Source organism: Aeribacillus sp. JST-2 (assembly GCF_056032925.1).
In genome coordinates this window covers 26,991-48,999 of sequence record NZ_JBVVUU010000019.1, presented here as the reverse complement: position 1 = coordinate 48,999, position 22,009 = coordinate 26,991, and the positions used below count along the sequence as shown (strand labels likewise).

Sequence of the window (22,009 nt, the reverse complement as noted above, 5' to 3'; positions counted from 1 at the left end):
ATAATTCACACCATGTGAAACACCAAGTGTTATGTCATATTTTTTAACATAGAAAATTTAAAAAAATTTTTCTAGGGGGAGGAGGAAGTTTTAAATTAAACTACTAAATATTGTTGAATGTCTTCAATATTTGTGTTTTTTACTACACCCTTTGATACAACAGTTCTTTTGTCCAAAATATAGTATTCATCAGAACAGGCAAATGCTGAATCTATGCTGTGCTCAACTAAAACGACGCCAATTCCTTTTTTGGACGCAATTTTTACAATGACCTCCTGTATTTGCTCTACTATAGATGGTTGAATACCTTCCATCGGTTCGTCCAGCAATAATAGCTCGGGCTGCCCGGCAAGAGCCCTCGCAATGGCCAATTGCTGCTGCTGCCCGCCGCTTAAATCTCCTCCTTTTCTCTTCAACATTTCCTTTAAAACAGGAAAAAGCTCGAAAATTTCCTCTAAAACAAGCGTTTTTTCTATCTTTTTCGAAACAGCTTCAAAGCCTAAAATGAGATTTTCTTCCACAGTCAGCGAAGAGAAAATCTCCCTGCCTTGGGGAACATATCCGATTCCTTTTTTTGCCCTCCTTTCCGGAAGCTCATGTGTAATTTCCTGATCATTCCAATAAATAGTCCCGTCCATCGGCTTTAACAATCCAATAATCGTTTTGATCAATGTTGTTTTTCCCGCCCCGTTTCTTCCAAGAATGGAAACGACCTTTCCTTTTTCAACTTCAAGATGGACATTATTCAACACCATCGTTTCATCATATCCTGCTTTCAAACTAGATATTTTTAGCACACCTTTGCCTCCCTTCCTAAATAAACCTCTGCAACAAGCTCATTTTGCTGCACTTCCTCCATGGAACCTTCACACAAAATTTTCCCTTCATGCATAACTGTTACCTGTTCAGCAAAATTCCGAACAAAATCCATATCATGTTCAACAATCAGCACTGCGCATTTCTCAGCTATTTCTTGAATAAACAAGCCGGTTTTTTCCCTTTCCGCCCCAGTCATGCCGGCAATCGGTTCATCAAGAAGTAAAACTTCCGGTTTTTGCAGCAGCTGCATGCCGATTTCAAGCCATTGTTTCTGGCCGTGGGACAGCAAGCCTGCTGGGTCATAAGCTCGATCTAAAAGATCGGTTCTCTCAAGCATTGCCGTAATTTCGTCTTTTTCATCCGCGGTTAATTTCGCCTTCATAACGGAAAAAAGATTTCTATTTTGTTTGATCGATAACTCCATGTTTTCAAATACGGTTAATTCAGTAAAAACGGACGGATTTTGAAATTTTCTAGCGATTCCATGCCGAACGATTTCGTGCTCTCTCCGCTTTGTCAAATCTACTCCTTGAAACATCACTTTTCCATCTGCTGCTTTTGTCTTGCCGCAGATGACATCAAGAAGAGTCGTTTTGCCCGCACCATTCGGACCAATTAAAAAACGAATTTCTCCGTGATGAACATCTAAATTGACACCTTGAAGCGCTTTAAAGCCGTCAAAATCAACAATAATATCATGACACGACAGAATCGGATCCACCTTTTTTCACACCTTTTTCAAAAAATTTCGCAATACGCTTTGGAAAAGCTTCGAACAACCCGGCAATTCCTTTCGGGAAAAAAACAACGATCAAAATGAATAGAATGCCTAAGCAGAAAAGCCAAACATCCGGATATGTTTCACTGAAAAAGCTTTTGGCTCCGTTTGTTAAAATCGCTCCGATTATGGCGCCGAATAACGAATGACGGCCGCCGATGGCTACCCATAAAACCATTTCAATTGAAGGGATTATATCCATCATCGAAGGAGAAATGAGACCGACCTGCAAAACAAACAACGCGCCAGCTATTCCGGCAAACGAAGCCGATAAACTGTAAATAAACACTTTAAAAACAGCCGGATCAAATCCTAAAAACCGAAGGCGGTTTTCGCCGTCCCGAATGGCAATTAATACATGGCCAAGTCTGCTTTTGGTAATCCAAACAGATAACATAAAAATGGCAAACAAAGCGAAAACGGTAATAGCATATAAAACAATTTGTACCATTGGTGAGGATAAAGAAAACCCAAAAACGGTGCTAAAATTGGTTAATCCGTTTGTACCGCCTGTCAAATCCTGTTTGGCAATTAAAAGTGTGACGACGACAACAACGACTGCCTGTGACAAAAGAGAAAAATAGACGCCTTTGATCCGGTTTTTAAACGTAAGCATGCCCAAAACCGCTGCCAGCATAGCTGGTATGAAAATTGCTGCCATTATGGAAAAGAAAGGATTAAAGAAGGGCTTCCAAAACCACGGGAGCTCCTGCACTCCGTTCCATTCCATAAAATCCGGCAACGCTCCTTTTGAAGCCTCCAATTTTAAATACATCGCCATGCAATAAGCTCCAATCCCAAAATACACGCCGTGACCTAAGCTTAATATCCCGGTGTACCCCCAAATAAGACAGATTCCTACTGCAATGATCGCATAGCAAAGAAATTTTCCGAGCAACGCTAAGCGGAATTCGGTTAAATAAAACGGGGCCAGAAGTAAAATCAGGAAAAATAACAGATAAATCATTTGTTTTCTGCGCATAATCCGTCCTCCTAATCCAATGCCCTTGTGCGATAAGAGAAAATACCTAACGGTTTCCACTGCAAAAATAAAATGATCACTGCAAATACAATGACTTTTGCCATCGTGGCGCCGAAGGAATATTCAACAACAGTGCTAAGCATTCCAATGCCAAATGCGCCGATAATCGTCCCTTTCAATCCGCCAATTCCTCCTAAAATGACAACCATAAACGCATCGACAATATAGTACGTTCCAATTGTAGGGCCGATCGGTCCTAATAAAGTTAAGCTACAGCCAGCGATTCCGGCTAATCCAGCTCCGAGAGCAAAGCCTAGAGAATCTATTTTTCTTGTAAAAATCCCTAAACAAGAGGCCATATTTCTATTCATCGTGACCGCTCTTATTCTCAAACCGGTAGACGTTTTGTTTAAATAATAATAAAGCAAAGCGATACAAACGATTGACAGAGATAAAATCAACAACCTTTTATAAGGCAATGTAATGCCAAATATTTGCCAGCCTCCATCCATCCAAGCAGGTGCAACAACCGCAACATTCGGAGCGCCAAATATGGATCTGGCAATCTGCTGCAAAATCAAACTAATTCCCCAAGTGGCCAAAAGACTGTCTGTTGGTCGATTATATAGAAAACGAATGATTCCTTTTTCAAGCAGATAACCGATAAACGAAGCAACGAGAAATGAAATCGGTATAGCAATAAAGTAGTAATAATTAAACAAGCTTTCCGGCAAATATTTAGAAAAAATGAGCTGCATTACATAGGTTGCATACGCACCGACCATAATTAATTCACCGTGGGCCATGTTGATGACATTCATTAAGCCAAACGTTATAGCTAAGCCAAGGGCGATCAATAACATGATCGATCCAAGGCTCAACCCGTTAAACAGTTGACTGATGAAAATTGACAAGCTGTTCACTCCTATCAATTTAGATTATTCATTATTTTTAGATAATTTCTCCGCCCAAGAATAGCTTTTTAAATACGGATCCGGCTTCACCGGCTCACCAGAATTCCAAATTTCTTTAAATTGGCCGTCCGGTTGAATTTCGCCGATTCTTACTGTTTTCCACAGATGCTGATTCTCACCTTCTATTTTTACCGTGCCGCCCGGAGCTTTGTACTCGATTCCCTTCGCAGCTTCCTTGACCTTTTCAACCTCAAAAGATCCCGCTTTTTTTACTGCTTCTGCCCATAAATGAACAGCTATGTAAGCCGCCTCAATCGGATCATCCGTTACACGCTCTTCACCATAAGCTTCTTTATATTTTTCAACAAACGCTTTGTTTTCTGGTGTATCCGTTGTCTGGAAATAATTCCATACCGCTAAGTGGCCGGCTAATACTTCACCGCCGATTCCTCGAATTTCTTCTTCAGCAATGCTGACCGACATCACAGTAACATCCTTCGATGTGATTCCGGCATCCTTCAATTGTTTGAAAAAGGCGACATTGCTGTCTCCATTTAATGTATTAAAGACTACGTCAGGTTTCACTTTTTTCATTTTATTGATGACCGTGCTGTAATCAGTATGTCCTAAAGGTGTATATTCTTCGACAACTACCTCTCCGCCTTCAGCTTTTAATTGTGCTTTAATAATACTGTTTGCCGTGCGCGGAAACACATAATCCGAGCCAATTAAAAAAAACTTCTTCCCTTTATTGTTTAACAGCCAGCTGACAGCAGGCACAATTTGTTGATTGGTGGTCGCCCCCGTATAAAAAATGTTCGGAGAAGATTCCATTCCTTCATATTGAACGGGGTACCAAAGCAAGCCTTTATTTTGTTCGACTACCGGCAGCATGGCCTTTCTGCTTGCGGAAGTCCAGCCGCCAAAAATCGTCGCTACCTTATCCTGTTGCAGTAATTTCTTTGCTTTCTCAGCAAAAGTCGGCCAGTCAGATGCGCCGTCTTCAATAACCGGTTCAATTTTCTTCCCTAAAAGCCCGCCTGAGTTGTTAATTTCTTCAATCGCCATTAATTCTGCGTCCTTTAAAGAAACTTCACTGATCGCCATCGTGCCGCTTAATGAATGGAGAATACCGACTTTCACAACATCCGTTTCATTTTGTTCGCTATTCTGTCCATCGCTTGATTCCTTTTCCTCTAAAGCAGAAGACATGGCACATCCACTTGCGAAAATTACAGAGAAAATCATTAGAAATAAAAAAATTTTTTTCATTATTGTCCCCCTTTTTAACACTTTATGTAATTTTATATAACAAAAATACCGATTCCCTTTCCTTCATACAACAAATACGGAAAAAATGTTAACATGATTTTTCAAAAAAATACCTCTAGGTGTTTCCCCTAGAGGCTCTTTTTCATCAAACAAACTCATTCACTTTTTACTTCAAAATGGTTTACTTCTTGTTCCTTTTCAGAAAAAATTGTTTGACACTGTCCATCGTTTCGTAAGTTGGGACAATCACTTTACTTGGATGCTTTCGGGACTATTCAATCATTTAAATCTACCATGCACCGATTATGAAAAAGCATTTTGCAGCCGGCTGCCATTTATTCAATATACCTTACATCTGTAACCGGGAAAAACGGAAGCATCTTAGCTGCATAGTAGCTTAACAAAATAGCGATTATAAAATAAAGGACAAAGCAAAGATCGTATTTGGAAAACCCGATTTCGTAGTAAAACGTTCTTTTTGTGTCATTCGAAAATCTTTTCGCCTCCATCGCTACAGCAATTCTGTGCGCTCTGCGAATGCTTTGCGATAGCAGCGGAATCGAGTATGCTTTCAATTTATGAAAAAAATTCGCTAAGCCTTTTCTTTGTTCGACACCTCTTACAATCATCGCTTGCCGTATTGTTTGAAACTCTTCGATCATAATAGGGATTAAACGAATGCCTGCCATAAAGCTGTAAGCATATTTAGGCTTCAACTTTAATTGCTGCATTAACGAATAAAATAAAAAAACCGGTCTTGTCGTTAACGAAAACATTAACCCAAGCAGAGCGAAGATAAGGGCACGAAATCCTAAATGAAGACCGCGATAAAAGCTTTCTTCTGTAATGTGAATAATCCCCCATTCCCACCATGTTGTCTCACCTTTTCCAAAAAAAATCATGGAGGTAGCAGTCGACACAAAAATAAGCACGAATGGAATCAGCAATAAAAGTATACGCTTCATCGGATGACCGGTAAAAAAAGCAAATAAAAGAAAGGCGGCAACTGTGTAGTTGATTAAAAAATTAATGTTGTGAATAAACAGAACACTAATAAATAAAACGATCAGAAACAATAGCTTTAAGCTCGGGTTGATTTTATGCAGCCATGTTTCTTTTATGTCAAAATCCATTGCAGATCCCCCTATATTTGAACATACATCTGCTCATCCTCACAAGAATGAATTTCGTCCTCTACAAGCTTCCCGCCTTCGATCCGCCAAACTCTTGTCGCCATATGTTTTGCTATTTGTTCATCATGTGTCACCATCAAAATGGTAGACCCTTGTTTGCGATAATGTTCTAAAAGCTCCAAGAGCTGAAACGTATTGGATGAGTCTTGCCCAAAAGTCGGTTCATCTAAAAGCATGATCGGCTGTTTTTTAATGATTGAAGCGGCAACACTCAATCTTCTTTTTTGTCCCATTGAAAGCTGATAAGGGTGTTGATGGCGGTGCTTCTGTAAATGAAATAATTCGAGCATTTCTTCTACTTTTGTTCGAATTTCTTCTTCTTTCATCCGTTCAATCCTCAACGAATAAGCAATTTCATCGTAAACTGAATTGGTGACAAATTGAAATTCCGGATTTTGAAAAACGAACGACAGCATGTTGGAAAGCTTTTTTATTTTCTTTGCTTCTTTTTCTAACAGCAAATAAGTGCCGGTCGTTTGTATAAACTGCATCAATGAATGTAACAAAGTGCTCTTTCCGGCGCCGTTTTTCCCCACTATCGCAATCCATTCACCTGCATGAACCTTTCCATATGGTACATCGATTTTGACTTCCTTCTTTCGATATCCTTTAAATTGCTCAAGCTCAATCACGACCTGTTCTTTTAAAGGGGTCTTTTTGTAATACCCCTGCTTATCACGAAGATAATCCTCCCATACACCGGGATACCAAATGCCGTCTTCGCGAATTTCTTTCCGATACCGAGAAAAAATTTGTTCTTTCGGACCGTCTGCGACGATTTGTCCTTTTTGATTAAATAAAAGTATGCGGTCGACAAAGTCAAGAACATGATCAATTTTATGTTCAACGATGATAACTGTTTTATCTTGAGCTGCTTGTTTCATCGTGTCCCATACCGCTTTTGTCCCTTCCGGATCCAGCATTGCAGTCGGCTCGTCCAAAAATAACACGTCTGGATGCAATGCTAAAACAGTGGCGATCGCCAGCCGTTGCTTCATGCCGCCTGATAATGATTGAATACTGATATGAAGATCATCAAAATGAAGGCCGACCATTTCCAGGTAAACTCGCATTTTTTCATGCATTTGTTCTCTTTGCACTTGCAAATTTTCCAAAACAAAAGCCATTTCTTCATCTACATACGGCATGCAAAATTGCGTGTCAGGATCTTGAAACACATATCCCCAAGATGACGGAGTCAAGATTTTTTCTGCTTTCATCGGCACTTCAATAGATTTTGGAATTAAACCGCTTAGCACCTGCAAAAACGTCGATTTCCCACAGCCGGAAGGACCAAGAAGCAAGACTTTTTCTCCCTTATAGAAAGAAGAGGATACATCCTTAAAAAGCAAGGATTCCTCTCCAGGATATTTTAATCGTAAATTTTTCACTTCGCATACTAGATCCATGTTTGCCACCTCTAGTTCAGTGCGTCATAATCTTCATGCGACGCAGGTCTTACTAAATTAGTCACTCCTGTTGCTTCCAAAGATTTCACTAGATAATAGGCAAACGCGCCGGCAATAATGATTGAGCCAATCAATCGAGCTCCAATGAATAATAGCAAGTTCCAAAATACTAAGTCATCTATATAGCCTTTATAAAGATCCATAATTAGCGAACCAGCTGCTGAAGCGGCTGCAGCCAGCATGACAACACCGATATTAAACTTTTTATATCGAAAAATCGCAAAAATGATCTCTGCAAATAGTCCTTGGACGATTCCGTAAAGAAGAACCTCTATGCCGAATTCAGATCCGGTTATAAATTCTGCAGATGCCGCTGCTGTTTCCGCTATCAGCGCTACTCCAGGCTTGCGAATAATTAGAAAGGCGACCGTCGCAGCAATAAACCACATACCGTATATGAGCTGGTCGACATGCAGCCCGATCGGCTTGACCGCATAGTAAAGCGGTCCCCATAGTTTATAAACAATTCCAAAAACGATCGAAATAACAATTGTTACTAGAATGTCTGTCAGTTTTAATCCTTTCATTATGATCAAACTCCTTTATTGACTGATTTTTGGTTCCACTTCCCATTTTTCTAAACGGTAAGCCATTTCCCAAAACGCTAATTCATATTGACTGCTGATGATAAAATGCTCTTCCATTCTTTTTAGATCGGCTTCTATCGTTTGTTGTGCGATTTCATCCAGCCTGTCAATTTGTTCTTCGACAAGCTGCTTAAACCAATCGCCCCCATAAGCCGCAATCCATTGTTGATAAATCGGTTCTTTTGGCTTCGCATCTTTTAATTTTTCGCCAATTTCGTAATATAGCCAATAGCACGGAAGTATTGCAGCAATAATATCGCCTAAGTGACCGTTGATCGCCGCGCGATATAAATGGGAAGTATAGGCGTACGCCGTTGGGGCCGGCTTAAAATTCGCCTTCTCCTCCTCTGTGATTCCCAGCTGTTTGGCAAATGTTTCATGAAGAGATAATTCCGCTTCAAATGTTCCTTGTGCATGCTGAGCCATTCGCGATGTCGTATATAAATCGTTTGCTTTTGCCGCTCCATACGATTGCACTTTTGCAAAATGGCTTAAATAATACGAATCTTGTAAAACGTAATAACGAAAACATTCAAGCGGCAAACTCCCATCAGCAATACCTTTTACAAATGGATGATCGAAGCTGGCCTGCCATATCGGATCTGCTTTTGTTCGAATTTTTTCAGTAAATTTCATGTTCATTCTCTCCTATATTAAGAATTGATTTCGATTGGCCACATTTCTTTTCGTTCAGACATTTCCCAAAACATATATTCGTATTTGCTCGTTGTGACAAAAATATCTTCCAGCCATTTCAATTCTTCTTCCCGTTTTCCTTCTGCAAGCTCATTCATTAAATCTTTCAGCCATTTTGCCAATTCACCGAATTCTGTTGATGCGTACATTTTTACCCACTCGCCGTAAAACTCATGTTCACTGGCACCAGGAATCTCATGTAAGCGTGTGCCGATTTCATAATAGCTCCATGTACATGGAAGGACTGCGGCAACCAGTTCTGCCAATGATCCTCGCTGCGACACATTTAACATATAGCTCGTATATGCAACGGTTGTAGCAGCAGGCTGAACTTGTTCTAATTTTTCCTTCTCTATTCCTATTCTTTCAGCGTATTGACGATGCAAATCCATTTCCACTTTTAACGTCGAATGTAGAAGATCAGCAAAAACTGTCATTGTTTGAAGATTGTGAGCCTTTAAGCTTCCAAGGGCAAACAGGCGGCAGTATTCGATTAAATAAAGATAATCCTGCTCCATAAAAAAGCGAAATTTGTCGATATCCAGCGTCCCATTGCCGATTCCTTGAACAAACGGATGATGGTAACTCGCTTCCCAAATCGGTTTTGCAGTTTTATACAATCGGTCTGTAAACATTTGAATTACCCCTTTCGCAGCTTTTGTAATTGTCATCGTTTTTTCTGATACCAATCAAATAAAAACGCGATCAGCGATTTTGTAAATGTTTTTAATTGGGGGATGGACAGCTTTTCATTCACCGAGTGTGCATCTTCAAGCGTGCCCGGTCCATATAAAACGACGGGAATTCCCGCTTCACTCAGCCAGCCGCCGTCTGTCACAGTAGGGGACATCGTCAGCTTTGCTTCCTCATTAAATGCCAGTTTATGTGCTTTTTGTAATGTTTTCACTCCGAGTGAATGTTCGTCATATGAAAAAGCTGGGAAAATTTCTCCTCGATCTTCAATCATCGATGTGCCGCCCCATTTAAATTTCGGAGGATATTTCCGAAGCCATGGATCAGCCATTGCAACATGATGGATATGTTCTTCAATTTCCCGGATCACCTCTACATAATGCTCTTCCGGGTAATAATGAACGGTAATCCAAAGGGAACATTTATCGGCCACAAAAGCGGCGTGCCTTCCACCTTCAATCACTGCAGGATTAATTGTGGCAGAACCAGGCGGAAAGCCTTTGCTCGTTTTCATCACTGCCCAATGCTGTTCAAGCTCTCGCAGTCCTTCAATAATTTTCATCATTTTTTCAATCGCGCTTGCCCCAAAAAGCTTCCCGCCGGCATGAATCATTTGTCTTCTCGTGCCATCGTGAAATGTCTCGGGGCTTTCAATCGTAATCCAGCCCGTGATCACCCCGCCTTGCCCTTGTATTTCACAGTTGCTTGAATCGACAACGATGGCAAAATCAGCTCGATATCCCCGGTCGCAGCACGATTTTGTTCCTGCTTCGCCTACTTCTTCTCCGACAACGGACTGAAAAATGATATCCCCTCCCGGCTCAATACCGTTTTCTTGCAGCAGCTTTAATGCAAACAGACTGGCAGCCATTCCCCCTTTCATATCCGCTACACCGCGTCCGTATATGTAATCCCCTTTAACCGTTGCCTCAAAAGGAGGCGTTAACCATTCTTCTCCCTCTTCGATTGAAGCGACATCAATATGCCCGTTAATAATTAAACTGTGGTAATTTTCTGGATCTTTTCCTTTTTTCGTTCCTACTACGACTGGATCTTGTTCATATAAATCCCATTGATCAATGGAAAAGCCGATGTCTTCCAAATATGAGGCGACATACTTTTGAGCCTCTTTTGCATTTCTTGCCGGAGGGCTCGGCGTTTCAAACGATACGAGTGTTTTTAGAAGATTCAGAAGTTCTTCTTCCCTTTCATCAATTTGCTGAAATAACGTTTGTAACACGTTGTCTCCCCTTTCTTAACATTTTGTTTTGAAAAATGGTTTGCCAACCAGCCTTGTAATGCAAAAAGCCCGTTCCCAATATAAGGGAACGGGCAAGTATATACAAAACCCATAGACAGGTTTCGATATTACTGCACCACTTCCCTACGCTAGTATGATCTAGATCAGGTTCAAAGGGTCAAGGCACACGCCTTTCTCAGCCTTTCGGCTCCCCTAGTGGTTGATAATTCTATGAAATTTTGATTTTATTACATTAAATCATATCGTTTGCAAAATGACAAGCTGGTTGCGTCATCTTTTAGCCGTCTTGAGCAGTTCTCGATAGCCGATCCTCGTAAACTGGAGATGTTCATCAATATAATTCTCTCTTTGCAAATGGCGGATCGCCTCATCAGACAGTTGTATGTGCACCTGTTGAAACTTCTGGTTGAGTTCGTCAAACGAACTGTTTAAAATAAATTCTGCCCCGAGGATCTGAACAATTCGTTCCATCTCCGGATCTCTTTTCAACAACAAGTGAGCAACTCTGTCTTTCATAAGCACAAGCTCTTGTTTCAACTTGGAAGCTTCATTCTCCTTTTCGCGAATTCGAAGTCGGTACATTTGTTTTTCTTCTTCACCGATATTCGCTCTCGTCAAAAGCTCCTCCAATAATTGTGTTTTATCTAGCTCCAATTTATTTAACTGCTGTTCTTTTTTCATCATTTCCGTCTCGTTGATCCAATCGCTTTGAACAAACTCCTTTTTCCCCTCTTTATTGACCGGTCCAATCCGATCCATTTTTCGATACAAAAGAAATACGAGAACGACTAAACATCCGTTCATTAGCAAGGTTAAAAAACGGACTAGGACATCATTAAAGGCGATGAAATAAAAAAGAACCAATACAACAACCACTGCAATGAGCACTTTCAATAAGGTTATCACAAGATTTGTCGGCTGCTTTGTCAACCTTCCCAATCTCCTTCTCTTTCAAAATAAAGCAAATTTAATTATAGCGAATATGGATCAAAAATTCGAGAAGAAAAACATGTTTTTATATTAGCAAAAATTGAAAATCTGTAAGCCATTTTTGCGAAAATCAAAAATGAAAAGTCTTCGCTGAAAGAAACAGCGCTTCATTTTTCCGGGAAACATTTCTTAGGGCATCGAAAACAGTGATTTTTTGGCCTCTTCCCCGGAACGATCAAAAAAAAGTCCATTTTAGATGTTTATTGTTCGCAAATAAAAAAAGAGAATGTTGATATAACAGCATTCTTGGGTTTTAAATGTAATCTCTGTTAGCTGCTTCACGATTAAAGACGACACTATAAAAAATTCAGTATTAGTCATTGGATTTATAATTGTTCTTTTAACTGCAATATCTGCTGCAATTTACAGAAAAAATCAAAAAGGATAAAGGAAACTACTCTAATCCTTTTTTAATTGTGGCTGTCCAAAAAGATACTGACTTTTTGGAGCTCCTATATTTTCAGAAAAAATCGAAAAAATACAAAAGCCAGTGGAGAAAAACGAGTTGTTTTTCTCTCTGGCTTCGTTTTAGGAACTTATCGGACAGCCCCGGAAGCTGTGGAATCGTTATGTTGTGCAAATTGTTTATGGAACAAAGCTATAAAAAGAACAACTAAAAGGAGCAAAAACAAAGTGAAAAAGATTGCTAAGATTAGCGCTTCGTTTCGTAAATAAGGCATATCACCCGTTGAAATCACGGCCTTAAATCCGGAAACCGAATGCGTCATCGGCAGCCATTTTCCGATCTGTTGAAAGAAATCGGGAACAAGTTCAATCGGATACGTCCCACCGCTGGAAACTAGTTGCAAAATCAGCAAAATGACCGCAATAAATCTTCCCGGATCGGCCATGGAGGTTGTTAAAAATTGAATGATGGCCATGAATGTAATGCTTGTCAAAACAGAAAATAGATAAAATGCAGGCAAGCTTTCAACTTTAAGTCCTAAACCAAATAGCAAAATAGAATCGGCAATCACGGCTTGCAATGCAGCTATGAAAAATAAAGTTGCGAATTTGCTGACAAACCAAGAGAATGCGGATTTTGGCTGATCAGCCGGCTTTCGCAGAGGATAAATGATCGTCAGCATCAGCGCTCCAACCCACAACCCTAAAGATAAAAAGTAAGGGGCAAAACCCGTGCCATAATTCGGCACATAATCTATCTTATGCTCATCCGTCTTTACCGGACTTGCCATCATTTCATAAGTTTGGTCATTCCCATTTACACCTTTTGTTTTGTCGGCCGCTTCTGCCAATTTTTCCGACATCTCTCCTGTACCTGAAGCTAAATCTTTCGTCCCTTCATCAAGACTTTCTGCACCTTCAGCTATTTTTGCTGCGCCTTTCTGGAGACTTGAGGAACCTCCGTCCAATTGCATTAAACCGCTGGCAAGCTCTTTGCTGCCGCTGGCAAGTTTAGCTGCTCCGCTATTTGCTTCACCTAGTTTTTCAGAAAAAGTTTTCAAACCCTGTGACAGCTGAACTTGGCCATCATATATTTCAGCTGCACCATTTAAAAGCTGTTGTTGGCCGCTAGCGAAAGTCGCTAAACCATTGGTTAATTCCAACTGGCCGCTTTGCAATGTTTTTAATGCGTTTGGAAGTTCTTTTCCTCTTTCTGAAAGTGCAGCAGCGCCATTCGATAATGTTTCCATATTTTGCGACAGCTGTTTGCTTCCTTCCGCTAACTGGTGAACGGAGTTTTGTAATTTTTTCCATTCCCCTCCATCAACGCCGAGCTGCCGCTGAACGTCCGGCGGAAGATTTTGCAGTTGAACAAGGAAGGATTGAAGCTGTCCGACCTCTTGATCCAGTTTTTCCAATCCGGCCGACAATTGTTTGCTTCCTTCCGACGCCTTGTTCATCCCTTGTGCCATTTGTGATAAACGATTTACCATGTTGGTTGTTTCCGAATAAAGTTGGTCTGTTCCTTCTGTAAGTTTAGCCGAGTTTTCTTTTAATGCCTTGCTTCCTTCAAGCGACTGTTTCAGCCCATTTTGCAATTGAGCCGTCCCAGCTTTTGCTTTGTCGGCGCCTTCAAGCAATTGATCTCCTCCCGCCTGCAATCGGGAAAGTCCATTGCTAAGATTTGTTGCACCAAGAGCAAGCTGCTGGCCGCCATCTGCAGCTTTGCTGGCACTTGTTGAAAATGTTAAAGCTCCTTGAGATAATAATTTTAATTTTTCTTTTAATTGGGCCGAACCATCGTGAATTTTGTTTGCCCCATCATGTATTTTTGCAGCTCCATTACTTGCTTCCTGCAAGCCATCAGATAGATTTTTCATATTGGCAAACATCGATTCCGCATATGTTTCACTTATTTCATTGCCGATCTCTTCTTTTATTTTTTGAATGGCGGTCTCATTGATTTTACTTGATAAATAGTTATAACCTTCATTCGTCCAATACGATAGCTTTAAAGGACGTTTTTCATCTTCAAGCAAAGTTGTCGCGTTTTCAGAAAAATTTTCCGGTATTTCAATCGCCATGTAATATTGGCGATTCTTTAACCCTTTTTGCGCCTCCTTTCCGCTTACGAAATGCCAGTCAAATTCATCGTTCGTTTTTAAATTTTCAACAAAATCATCGCCTATGTGCAATGTTTTCCCTTCGTATTCAGCACCTTGATCATGATTAACGACTGCAACTGGGAGATTGTCCAGCTTCCCATACGGATCCCAAAAAGCATATAAATAAACACCGGAATAAAGAATGGGAATAAATAAAAGAGCTGCTAAAGCGATAGCCAGTTTTTTATTTTTTATAATGCTCAACCATTCTTTCAAAAGAAGCGGCATGTTTCTCCATCCTCCTCAAAACCATTGACTATTTTCCTCAATCGGTCAATCTTTTGGATGAAAAAAGGATTATCCTGCTGACAATCCAACAAGCATTTTTTAAACCGATTTAGAAATTCCTCTTTGTCAAGTTTCATTCAAAATAGGTAAGTTACGCTTTTTGGCAAATATAAAAAAGGGTGCAGTACAATTTACTCTTTTTCCTTGTCCGCTACCTAACAAGCAACAAATTTAACTATATGACCAAAACAGTTTTTTGGTCAGTTGATCTGAATTCAGTTTATCAGTTTCTTTTCCTGTTGTCAAACAATAAAAAAACCGGGTGCACAATTAAGCGTCCGGTTAGAACTCCAAAGCTTTCTAGAGGTCGAATGAAAGCCCCCCAATCGCTCTATTGCTCTTCTGTTCCCAAAAAAACCACCTGCACATTGCAGATGGTTTTTACTCAGCATTTTCAGATTCAGCTAAAACGCGGTTTACCCGCTTTTCAAGCATTTTCATCCCGCTTCCACCCGCTTGGAAGTGGCGCAGCACACCATTTTTATCAAAAACATAGTAAGCAGGTACATATTGATTTTGGAAAGCGTCTGTTAGTTTATGCTCATTGTCAACGAAGATCGGTTGAGTAATGCCGTGTTCTTCCGCTACTTTTTTGACATCATCGATGTTTAAATCTTTTTCAGATCGCGGCATATGCACTGCTACAACGTTTAATTTATCTTTATATTGGTCACGAAATTCGTTTACTTTCGGCATGGCTTCTTTGCATAAGTGGCAGCTGATAGACCAAAAATGAATTAATGTAGGTTTTTCTCCAATCAGCTGCTCTTTCGTTACTTCTCCGTTCAGCCATGCTGTTGCCCCAGTCAACTCAGGCATTGGTTCACGCAGCTTCATCATTTTACCTCCCTGTTGATCGATTGAAAAAAGGCCTAACAATCCGCTAGGCCTTTTCAACATTATACGTTCAGTGTTGCTTGGCCAGGTTTCCAGTTTGCAGGGCAAAGTCCACCTGTTTGCAGCGCTTGTAATACGCGCAATGTTTCATCAACATCGCGGCCAATGTTGTTATGGAATACCGTTTGATATTGAAGTTCGCCTTCTGGGTTGATGATGAACAATCCGCGGAGAGCTACACCTTCTTCTTCAATTAGTACACCATAGTCTTTGGAAACTTGGTGATTTGTGTCAGCCGCAAGCGGATATTTAATATCGCCTAATCCATTTTCTTCACGTGGAGTTTTAATCCATGCTAAGTGTGTATGAATGGTATCAGTTGATACACCAATTACTTCTGCATCAAGATCTTCGAATTCTTCATAACGGTCAGACATTGCCGTAATTTCAGTCGGACAAACGAATGTGAAGTCCATTGGATAAAAGAATAGAACTGTCCATTTTCCTTGCTTCATAATTTCTTCCAAACTTACTTTTCCGAACTCTTTGTTTGGCAATACAGCATCCATTTCAAAGCGTGGAGCTTGTTTTCCAACCATACGTTCTGCCATTATGTATCCCTCCATTAATTTTTTTCAAAGGAAACAACTAGTCTCCTTTATAACCTTGAAATATAATCTTCATCAGTTCATCATTATATAAGAATTTTAAATTTTAGTCAATTTTATATAATAATCAATTTAAAAGAAGAGTCAATATTTTCACCTTTTCCCTTATGTTCCCCAATGTTCGCCATATTTATTAAATTTTTGTAACAAACATTGAAAATTGCTCTCTGTATGTTAAACTTTCTTCTATGATTCAGTTTCCCATAGCCGCACGCATGATTCATCTCATAAGCTGATCGGAAAGGAGAGATTGCCCATGGATTTTTTGCAATCGTTTGATTGGTCAGGCTTAGCAGCGAAAACAGGGATCATTTTGATGAAGCTTGTCATCATTTACATCATTTATCGGATCGTGAAATCGATCGGAAATAAAATTATTGAAAAGACGTTCGATCGTTTGCAAAACCGGGAAGACGTCTCCGTCGCCCGCGCCAAGACTTTGCAGACATTAATGTTAAATGTTTTTCATTACGCATTGTTTTTTATTCTGATCGTCACCATTTTGCAGGAAGTCTTTGCCTACAAAGTAACCGCCTTATTAGCTGGAGCCGGGATCATTGGACTTGCCGTCAGTTTCGGTGCCCAAGGACTTGTCAGTGATGTTGTCACAGGTTTTTTCTTGCTTTTGGAAAAACAAATTGATGTTGGAGATTACGTAACAACAGCCGGATATACCGGGATTGTTGAAGGCGTCGGATTAAGAACGACTCAAATCCGCAGCTTTGACGGCACATTGCACTATGTGCCGAACCGCCAAATTGTCGGCCTGTCCAATCATTCGAGAGGAAACATGCAGGCACTTGTTGATATCAGCATTTCTTATCATGATGATATCGACCGGGCGATTGCCGTTCTGCAAGAAGCATGCGACAATTTTGCGAAACAGAATGAAGCTGTTGTCGAAGGTCCGAACGTTTTGGGTGTTCAAAGCTTCGGTCCCTCCGAAGTGGTCATCCGCATCATCGCTAAGACGAAAAATATGGAACAATGGACTGTTGAGCGCGAATTGCGGAAGGTATTAAAAGAGACCCTTGATGCCCATGGCATTGAAATTCCTTACCCGCATCAAGTCATGATTCATAAAAATGAAAAAGAAAGAGGATGACCTTAGCATCCTTTATTCAGCTTGCAGAGAAAAGGGGGATTTTTTCTCTGCAAGCTTTTTTTCGTTATGGCGCGGATGATACTATTTTTATCTGCTTTATTTGATTTTTTCCTCTACCTCTCTGCAAATTTCATCTGCCGTAAGTCCTTTTGCTTCGATGACGGATCCTTTTGTCATTTTATTGGAAATACCCATCACATTTGTGTCAAGACCTGTTACGACACAGCAGTCGCATTGGCTTGCATCCTGTTCATTTTGAAGTGTTACGACATCATATCCCTTTTCCTCCAGCGCTTGTCTGACATCTGTTAAGCTTTCTTCCACACCGATTTTCGCCATTTGAAATCCACCTCCTAACACTAATTGTGTCACCTAGAGGCGGTCTTTATTCTTCCCTGTTTCCTTTCCATTCAAAATAACGGCAAATAAGGCCGACAGCTTTTTCAATTGCTTCTTCGTTTGGAGACAGCTTGGCATGATGAAGGCCGAAAGGAGAATCAACCCCAAGCCAAAACATGAACCCCGGTATTTTAGCGAGCATATAGCCGAAATCTTCTCCTGTCATCGCCTCTTTGCAAACATGAAGTTTGATATTTGGCTGATTTTGAACAAACTCCATAAATTCGTTCGACAGTTGCTCATCGTTCCATACTTGGTAATACATGGCCCCCCAGTCTATCGCCGCTTCACATTGATAAGCTATTTCAACACCTTTAACAATATCTTCTATCCGTTTTTTGACTTTATCCATTGATTCTACAGAAAGGGTGCGAATTGTTCCTTCCAATCGTGCATGATCCGCAATAATGTTTTGGACTGTGCCGCTCGTGATTTTGCCAATTGTAATAACGGCGCTGTCCAATGGATCAACGTTGCGGCTGATGATCGTTTGCAGCTGTGTAACGAGGGAGCAGGCAGCGACAACCATATCATGGGCTGTGTGCGGATAGGCTGCATGCCCTCCTTTGCCGGTTAAATCAATAAACAATTCGGATGTATTGGCAAAAAGAAGACCGGGTTTCATTCCGATTGTGCCGACGGGGAGCTCAGGAGCAATATGGAGAGCAATGATCAGATCCGGCATCCATTCCTGCATGATGTCACTGTTTGTCATCGGTTCAGCTCCCCCGGGTCCTTCTTCCGCCGGCTGGAAGATAAAAAGAAGATCGTCTTGTATCGGATGTTTTGAAAAATGAGTCAACACGCCGAGAGCAATTGTCATATGAAAATCATGGCCGCAAGCATGCATGAATCCGGGATGCTCCGATTGAAAAGGGAGCCCTGTTCTTTCTTCAATCGGCAACCCGTCAATATCTGTTCGATAGCCGAGCATTTTTGTCGGATTCGTGCCATGAACTTTTACAAATATTCCTGTTTTCCATGTTTTCACTTCAAGCCTGTCTTTTGGCAGCGAATCAATATAGTTCAGCAAGTATCTTTGCGTTTTGAATTCCTGAAAGCCAATTTCCGGTATTTTGTGCAAATCACGCCGAACATTGATGAGCGAATTTCTTTCCATGCCATTCCCTCCTAAAGATAAAGGCCTGCGAAATCGTTTTTAATTAAAAAAATCTTGGATAAAAAATTCCTTCTCTAAAGTCAAAGCGTGGACCTTTGCCCACGCTTTTTGCCTTATAACTGACGCAACTCTTGTTTAATTTCAATTTTTGCTTTCGTTTTTTCGTCAATATCTTTAATTTTTTTCGCCGGCACACCAGCAACGACTGTATAAGGCTCAACATCTTCAACAACGACAGCGCCTGCAGCGACAACTGCTCCTTTTCCGACTTTTACTCCTTCTAAAATCACCGCATTCGCTCCAATCAGCACATCGTCTTCAATGATGACAGGTTTAGCAGAAGGCGGCTCAATTACACCTGCCAGCACAGCGCCGGCGCCAATATGACAGTTTTTCCCGACTGTTGCTCTTCCTCCTAATGTGGCATTCATATCAATCATCGTGCCTTCGCCAATGACAGCGCCGATATTGATCACAGCTCCCATCATGATCACCGCGTTGTCGCCGATTTCCACTTGATCGCGAATGATGGCGCCAGGCTCAATTCTCGCTTTTACACCTTTTAGGTCAAGGAGTGGAATAGCTGAATTTCTTCGGTCGTTTTCAATTACATAGTCTTCGATTTTATCTTTGTTTGCATTCAACACTTTTTCTATTTCCACCCATTCTCCGAAAACAACACCTGTTTTTCCGTTAATAAACGTTTTGATCTGTCCGCCAAAATCGATTTTCTCCAAATCGCCTTTGACATATACTTTGACAGGCGTTGCCTTTTGGCTGTTTTGTATAAAAGAAATTATTTCGTTTGCATCCATCATTTTCACTGTGCTGTACTCCTCTCTATTTTCTATCCTTTTTTACTGTAGCAAAGAACTGAAACATTAGGCAAGCCAAATTTATGAACCATCTGTAAATTCATTGACTATTTCCATAAACGCCTTCACTTGTCTAAGTTCCATCGACGAATCATGGCCAATCAGCCAAGTATCCCTTTTCAGCGGGCGGCCCTCTTCATCGTAAAGTGGAATTTTAAAAATTGACCGGTCGCTTTCATCAATGCTGACAGACGGCAATATAGCAAATCCAATTCCATGATAGGCCATTTGCTTGCACGTTTCGATTTGATCGACGATGATCGTTCTCTTCGGCGGATTTTTAAATTGTCTGTGCCACCATTCCTGTATCTCTTGAAAATATGTAGAATCGCTTTTAAATTGTATAAACGGGCGTTCAGTATATAGTAAATCCTCGATGCGCTGTATTTCTGTGTCAACCAAATAAAGCCTGTCTTCCAGCAAATGCTTCCTAAAGCCCTTCCATTCCGGATTCCCGCGGATGATCCCGAGATGTATATCCTCTTCATATAAGCATTTTAAAATTTCGCTGGACCAGCCTGTGATTAAGGAAATTTTCGCTTGCGGATATTTTTGAACATATTTCTTTAAAACCTTTGGCAGCCAATGTTGGCCAATGATGGAAGCAACGGCAATTTTTAATGTCCCGTATACTTCCCCTTCCAACAGAGATATCTCTTCTCTTACTTTCTCTTCTTTTTCCACCATTTCTTTGGCAAATTGAACTATTTTTTCGCCGGCAGGTGTGAGAGTCAACCCTTTTTGAGAGCGCAAAAAAATCTTCAACCCCCAAGCTTTTTCCATCGACTGAAGCCTTTGAGACAATGCAGGCTGTGAAACAAAAAGCCTTTCAGCCGCTTTTCTCATATTCTTTTCTTCGGACAGCGTAACAAGGATTTGTAATTCTGAAATTTGCATCGCCGAACCCTTTCTCAAAAAATGCTCTATTTTGACAACACCATTATAAAATATTTTCTTTTATCCGTCATGGCTATTTTCAAGCTTCCTTGCCTTTTGGCAAGAAAAAAATCAAAAGAAAACTGGCAACAGCCAATAGACATACAACCAAATACACATCATGAAGAGCAAAACCTAAACCTTTCTCCAGAGCATCCCTTGCATGCGCGGAAAGCCCTGCGCTTTCTGAATGAAGAAGGGAATCGGTTGCATCAAGATTGACATCGTTTTGTAAATGCTCTTTTTGCAAATAACTTTGCAGCCTGTTGTTTAAAATTCCTCCCAAAAGGGCAACCCCGACGGTGTTTCCGAGATTTCTCATAAACATATTGGATGCCGTGGCAATTCCGCGTTTTTTCCAATCAACCGCCGATTGAATGGCAACGATAAAAGATGTAGAAGTTAGCCCCATGCCTACTCCGACCAAGAACGAGCCGACCATCGCTGTGACAGGTCCATCATCGGCTGATAGCGTAACGAAGAAAATGCTTCCGATAAATAAAAAAATGCCTCCTATAATCGCTGTCATCCGAAAACCGATTTTCAAAAAGAGCTTTCCGGCAAGACTGGATGCGATTGGCCAGCCGATCGACATCATTGTTAACGTAAATCCAGCCAGCATTGGCGATTTTCCCATGACTCCTTGAACGAATGTCGGCAAAAATGTGGAAATCCCGATCATCATCATCCCTGTCGTCAAGCTCGTGGCATTGGCGATGGAAATGGAACGGTTTTTCCAAATGGACAAAGGCATCATCGGGTCAAACGCACGTTTTTCTTGGTAAAGGAACAAAATCATGAACAAAACAGATACAGCAACGAGCCCAATTACCTCCCATGACAACCATGACCAGCGGACGCCTCCCTCCACAAGCACGAACATCAATGAGCTGATCCCCAAAAACATAAAGCAAGCACCCGCATAATCAATGCTCGGTTTCCGTTTTTCAACCTGTTCATGCAAAAAGAACCATACTCCGATCATTGACAAAACCCCAAGCGGAATATTAATCCAAAATACATAACGCCAAGTCAAATATTCGACAAACAATCCTCCAAGCACAGGACCCAAAATAGCGGAGATTCCCCAAACACTTGATAAATATCCTTGGATTTTTGCCCTTTCTTCCATCGTGTAAATATCGCCAACGATTGTCGTCGCAACAGGCATAACAGCTCCTGCTCCGACACCTTGAATCAATCGGAAAATAATCATGGTATCCATTGAATTTGCGAGTCCGCATAAAACAGATCCGATTAAAAAAACAATAATACCGAAGCTTAAAACAGGTTTTCTGCCGAACAAATCCGCCAATTTTCCATAAATTAAAATGGTGACGGAACTGGTTAACAAATAAGAAGAAAAAATCCAACTATACTTCGAAAAACCGCCGATTTCGGCAACGATTGCCGGCATTGCCGTTGAAACAATAGTAGCTTCTACGGCCGCCAAAAACATCGCTAGCATGATTGCTGCCAATACGAACGGCCGTTTCGTTTCTGTCGGATTGATTTTGCCTTGTTCTTTTTTCGATAGAGCTTGTCTCATGCTGCTCC

The 22,009-nt window shown here is 40.8% G+C and carries 21 protein-coding genes and 1 riboswitch; of the genes, 1 reads left to right on the top strand and 20 read right to left on the bottom strand.

Translation table 11 applies throughout. The features are described 5' to 3' along the window. Positions 1 to 95: 95 nt before the first annotated feature. The 15 genes from urtE to AC0KTX_RS10900 form a co-directional block, all read right to left on the bottom strand. Positions 96 to 797, bottom strand: coding sequence for an urea ABC transporter ATP-binding subunit UrtE (urtE, locus tag AC0KTX_RS10970; RefSeq protein ID WP_066248741.1), 702 nt, complete (start codon positions 795 to 797; stop codon positions 96 to 98). Next, the gene (gene urtD, locus AC0KTX_RS10965) at positions 791 to 1,540 is read right to left on the bottom strand and encodes an urea ABC transporter ATP-binding protein UrtD (RefSeq protein ID WP_474252234.1); all 750 of its coding nucleotides are present in this window, start codon (positions 1,538 to 1,540) and stop codon (positions 791 to 793) included. Before urtD ends, urtE begins: the two co-directional genes overlap by 7 nt. Continuing rightward, entirely contained in the window at positions 1,515 to 2,579 is a 1,065-nt protein-coding gene (urtC, locus tag AC0KTX_RS10960) for an urea ABC transporter permease subunit UrtC (protein WP_066248747.1), read from the bottom strand. The genes urtD and urtC overlap by 26 nt, the downstream gene beginning before the upstream one ends. 11 nt (positions 2,580 to 2,590) lie before the next feature. Next, complete coding sequence (gene urtB, locus AC0KTX_RS10955) at positions 2,591 to 3,493, bottom strand: urea ABC transporter permease subunit UrtB (protein WP_063386857.1); 903 nt, start codon at positions 3,491 to 3,493, stop codon at positions 2,591 to 2,593. A gap of 24 nt (positions 3,494 to 3,517) precedes the next feature. Beyond that, a complete protein-coding gene (urtA, locus tag AC0KTX_RS10950) occupies positions 3,518 to 4,765 on the bottom strand; it encodes an urea ABC transporter substrate-binding protein (RefSeq protein WP_474252233.1) in 1,248 nt (415 codons plus the stop codon). A 335-nt stretch (positions 4,766 to 5,100) separates the two neighbouring features. Beyond that, on the bottom strand, positions 5,101 to 5,898 hold the full coding sequence (locus tag AC0KTX_RS10945; RefSeq protein ID WP_474252232.1) for an energy-coupling factor transporter transmembrane component T family protein: 798 nt from the start codon (positions 5,896 to 5,898) through the stop codon (positions 5,101 to 5,103). Between the two features lie 11 nt (positions 5,899 to 5,909). Continuing rightward, on the bottom strand, positions 5,910 to 7,367 hold the full coding sequence (locus AC0KTX_RS10940; RefSeq protein ID WP_311067164.1) for an ABC transporter ATP-binding protein: 1,458 nt from the start codon (positions 7,365 to 7,367) through the stop codon (positions 5,910 to 5,912). 11 nt (positions 7,368 to 7,378) lie between these two features. After that, positions 7,379 to 7,954 carry an ECF transporter S component gene (locus tag AC0KTX_RS10935; protein ID WP_063386853.1) on the bottom strand — a complete coding sequence of 192 codons (576 nt, stop codon included), beginning with the start codon at positions 7,952 to 7,954 and terminating at the stop codon, positions 7,379 to 7,381. 15 nt (positions 7,955 to 7,969) lie between these two features. Further along, complete coding sequence (gene tenA, locus AC0KTX_RS10930; protein WP_063386852.1) at positions 7,970 to 8,650, bottom strand: thiaminase II; 681 nt, start codon at positions 8,648 to 8,650, stop codon at positions 7,970 to 7,972. A 17-nt stretch (positions 8,651 to 8,667) separates the two neighbouring features. Continuing rightward, complete coding sequence (gene tenA / locus AC0KTX_RS10925; RefSeq protein ID WP_063386916.1) at positions 8,668 to 9,345, bottom strand: thiaminase II; 678 nt, start codon at positions 9,343 to 9,345, stop codon at positions 8,668 to 8,670. Positions 9,346 to 9,377: 32 nt separating this feature from the next. Beyond that, positions 9,378 to 10,643, bottom strand: a complete 1,266-nt coding sequence (locus tag AC0KTX_RS10920; protein ID WP_311067163.1) for an acetylornithine deacetylase — start codon at positions 10,641 to 10,643, stop codon at positions 9,378 to 9,380. A 124-nt stretch (positions 10,644 to 10,767) separates the two neighbouring features. Further along, positions 10,768 to 10,868: riboswitch (TPP riboswitch) on the bottom strand. A 66-nt stretch (positions 10,869 to 10,934) separates the two neighbouring features. Next, positions 10,935 to 11,594, bottom strand: a complete 660-nt coding sequence (locus tag AC0KTX_RS10915) for a hypothetical protein (RefSeq protein ID WP_066248760.1) — start codon at positions 11,592 to 11,594, stop codon at positions 10,935 to 10,937. 596 nt (positions 11,595 to 12,190) lie between these two features. Beyond that, positions 12,191 to 14,452: a YhgE/Pip family protein gene (locus tag AC0KTX_RS10910; RefSeq protein ID WP_474252231.1), complete on the bottom strand. Its 2,262-nt coding sequence runs from the start codon at positions 14,450 to 14,452 to the stop codon at positions 12,191 to 12,193. 441 nt (positions 14,453 to 14,893) lie between these two features. After that, positions 14,894 to 15,349 carry a TlpA family protein disulfide reductase gene (locus AC0KTX_RS10905; RefSeq protein WP_474252230.1) on the bottom strand — a complete coding sequence of 152 codons (456 nt, stop codon included), beginning with the start codon at positions 15,347 to 15,349 and terminating at the stop codon, positions 14,894 to 14,896. A 62-nt stretch (positions 15,350 to 15,411) separates the two neighbouring features. After that, positions 15,412 to 15,960: a peroxiredoxin gene (locus tag AC0KTX_RS10900; RefSeq protein ID WP_474252229.1), complete on the bottom strand. Its 549-nt coding sequence runs from the start codon at positions 15,958 to 15,960 to the stop codon at positions 15,412 to 15,414. A gap of 313 nt (positions 15,961 to 16,273) precedes the next feature. Here AC0KTX_RS10900 and AC0KTX_RS10895 point away from each other — a divergent pair, with 313 nt between their 5' ends. Next, positions 16,274 to 17,122 (top strand): mechanosensitive ion channel family protein, encoded by an 849-nt coding sequence (locus AC0KTX_RS10895; RefSeq protein WP_474252228.1) that lies wholly within the window; start codon positions 16,274 to 16,276, stop codon positions 17,120 to 17,122. 96 nt (positions 17,123 to 17,218) lie between these two features. Here the strand turns inward: AC0KTX_RS10895 and AC0KTX_RS10890 are convergent, their stop codons facing one another. The 5 genes from AC0KTX_RS10890 to AC0KTX_RS10870 form a co-directional block, all read right to left on the bottom strand. Continuing rightward, a complete protein-coding gene (locus tag AC0KTX_RS10890) occupies positions 17,219 to 17,461 on the bottom strand; it encodes a YkuS family protein (protein WP_474252227.1) in 243 nt (80 codons plus the stop codon). 46 nt (positions 17,462 to 17,507) lie between these two features. Then, positions 17,508 to 18,641: an N-acetyldiaminopimelate deacetylase gene (locus tag AC0KTX_RS10885; protein WP_474252226.1), complete on the bottom strand. Its 1,134-nt coding sequence runs from the start codon at positions 18,639 to 18,641 to the stop codon at positions 17,508 to 17,510. A 113-nt stretch (positions 18,642 to 18,754) separates the two neighbouring features. Further along, complete coding sequence (dapD, locus tag AC0KTX_RS10880; RefSeq protein WP_474252225.1) at positions 18,755 to 19,465, bottom strand: 2,3,4,5-tetrahydropyridine-2,6-dicarboxylate N-acetyltransferase; 711 nt, start codon at positions 19,463 to 19,465, stop codon at positions 18,755 to 18,757. 72 nt (positions 19,466 to 19,537) lie between these two features. Continuing rightward, positions 19,538 to 20,413, bottom strand: a complete 876-nt coding sequence (locus tag AC0KTX_RS10875) for a LysR family transcriptional regulator (protein ID WP_474252224.1) — start codon at positions 20,411 to 20,413, stop codon at positions 19,538 to 19,540. A gap of 79 nt (positions 20,414 to 20,492) precedes the next feature. Further along, entirely contained in the window at positions 20,493 to 22,001 is a 1,509-nt protein-coding gene (locus AC0KTX_RS10870; protein WP_474252223.1) for an MDR family MFS transporter, read from the bottom strand. Between the last annotated feature and the right edge of the window lie 8 nt (positions 22,002 to 22,009).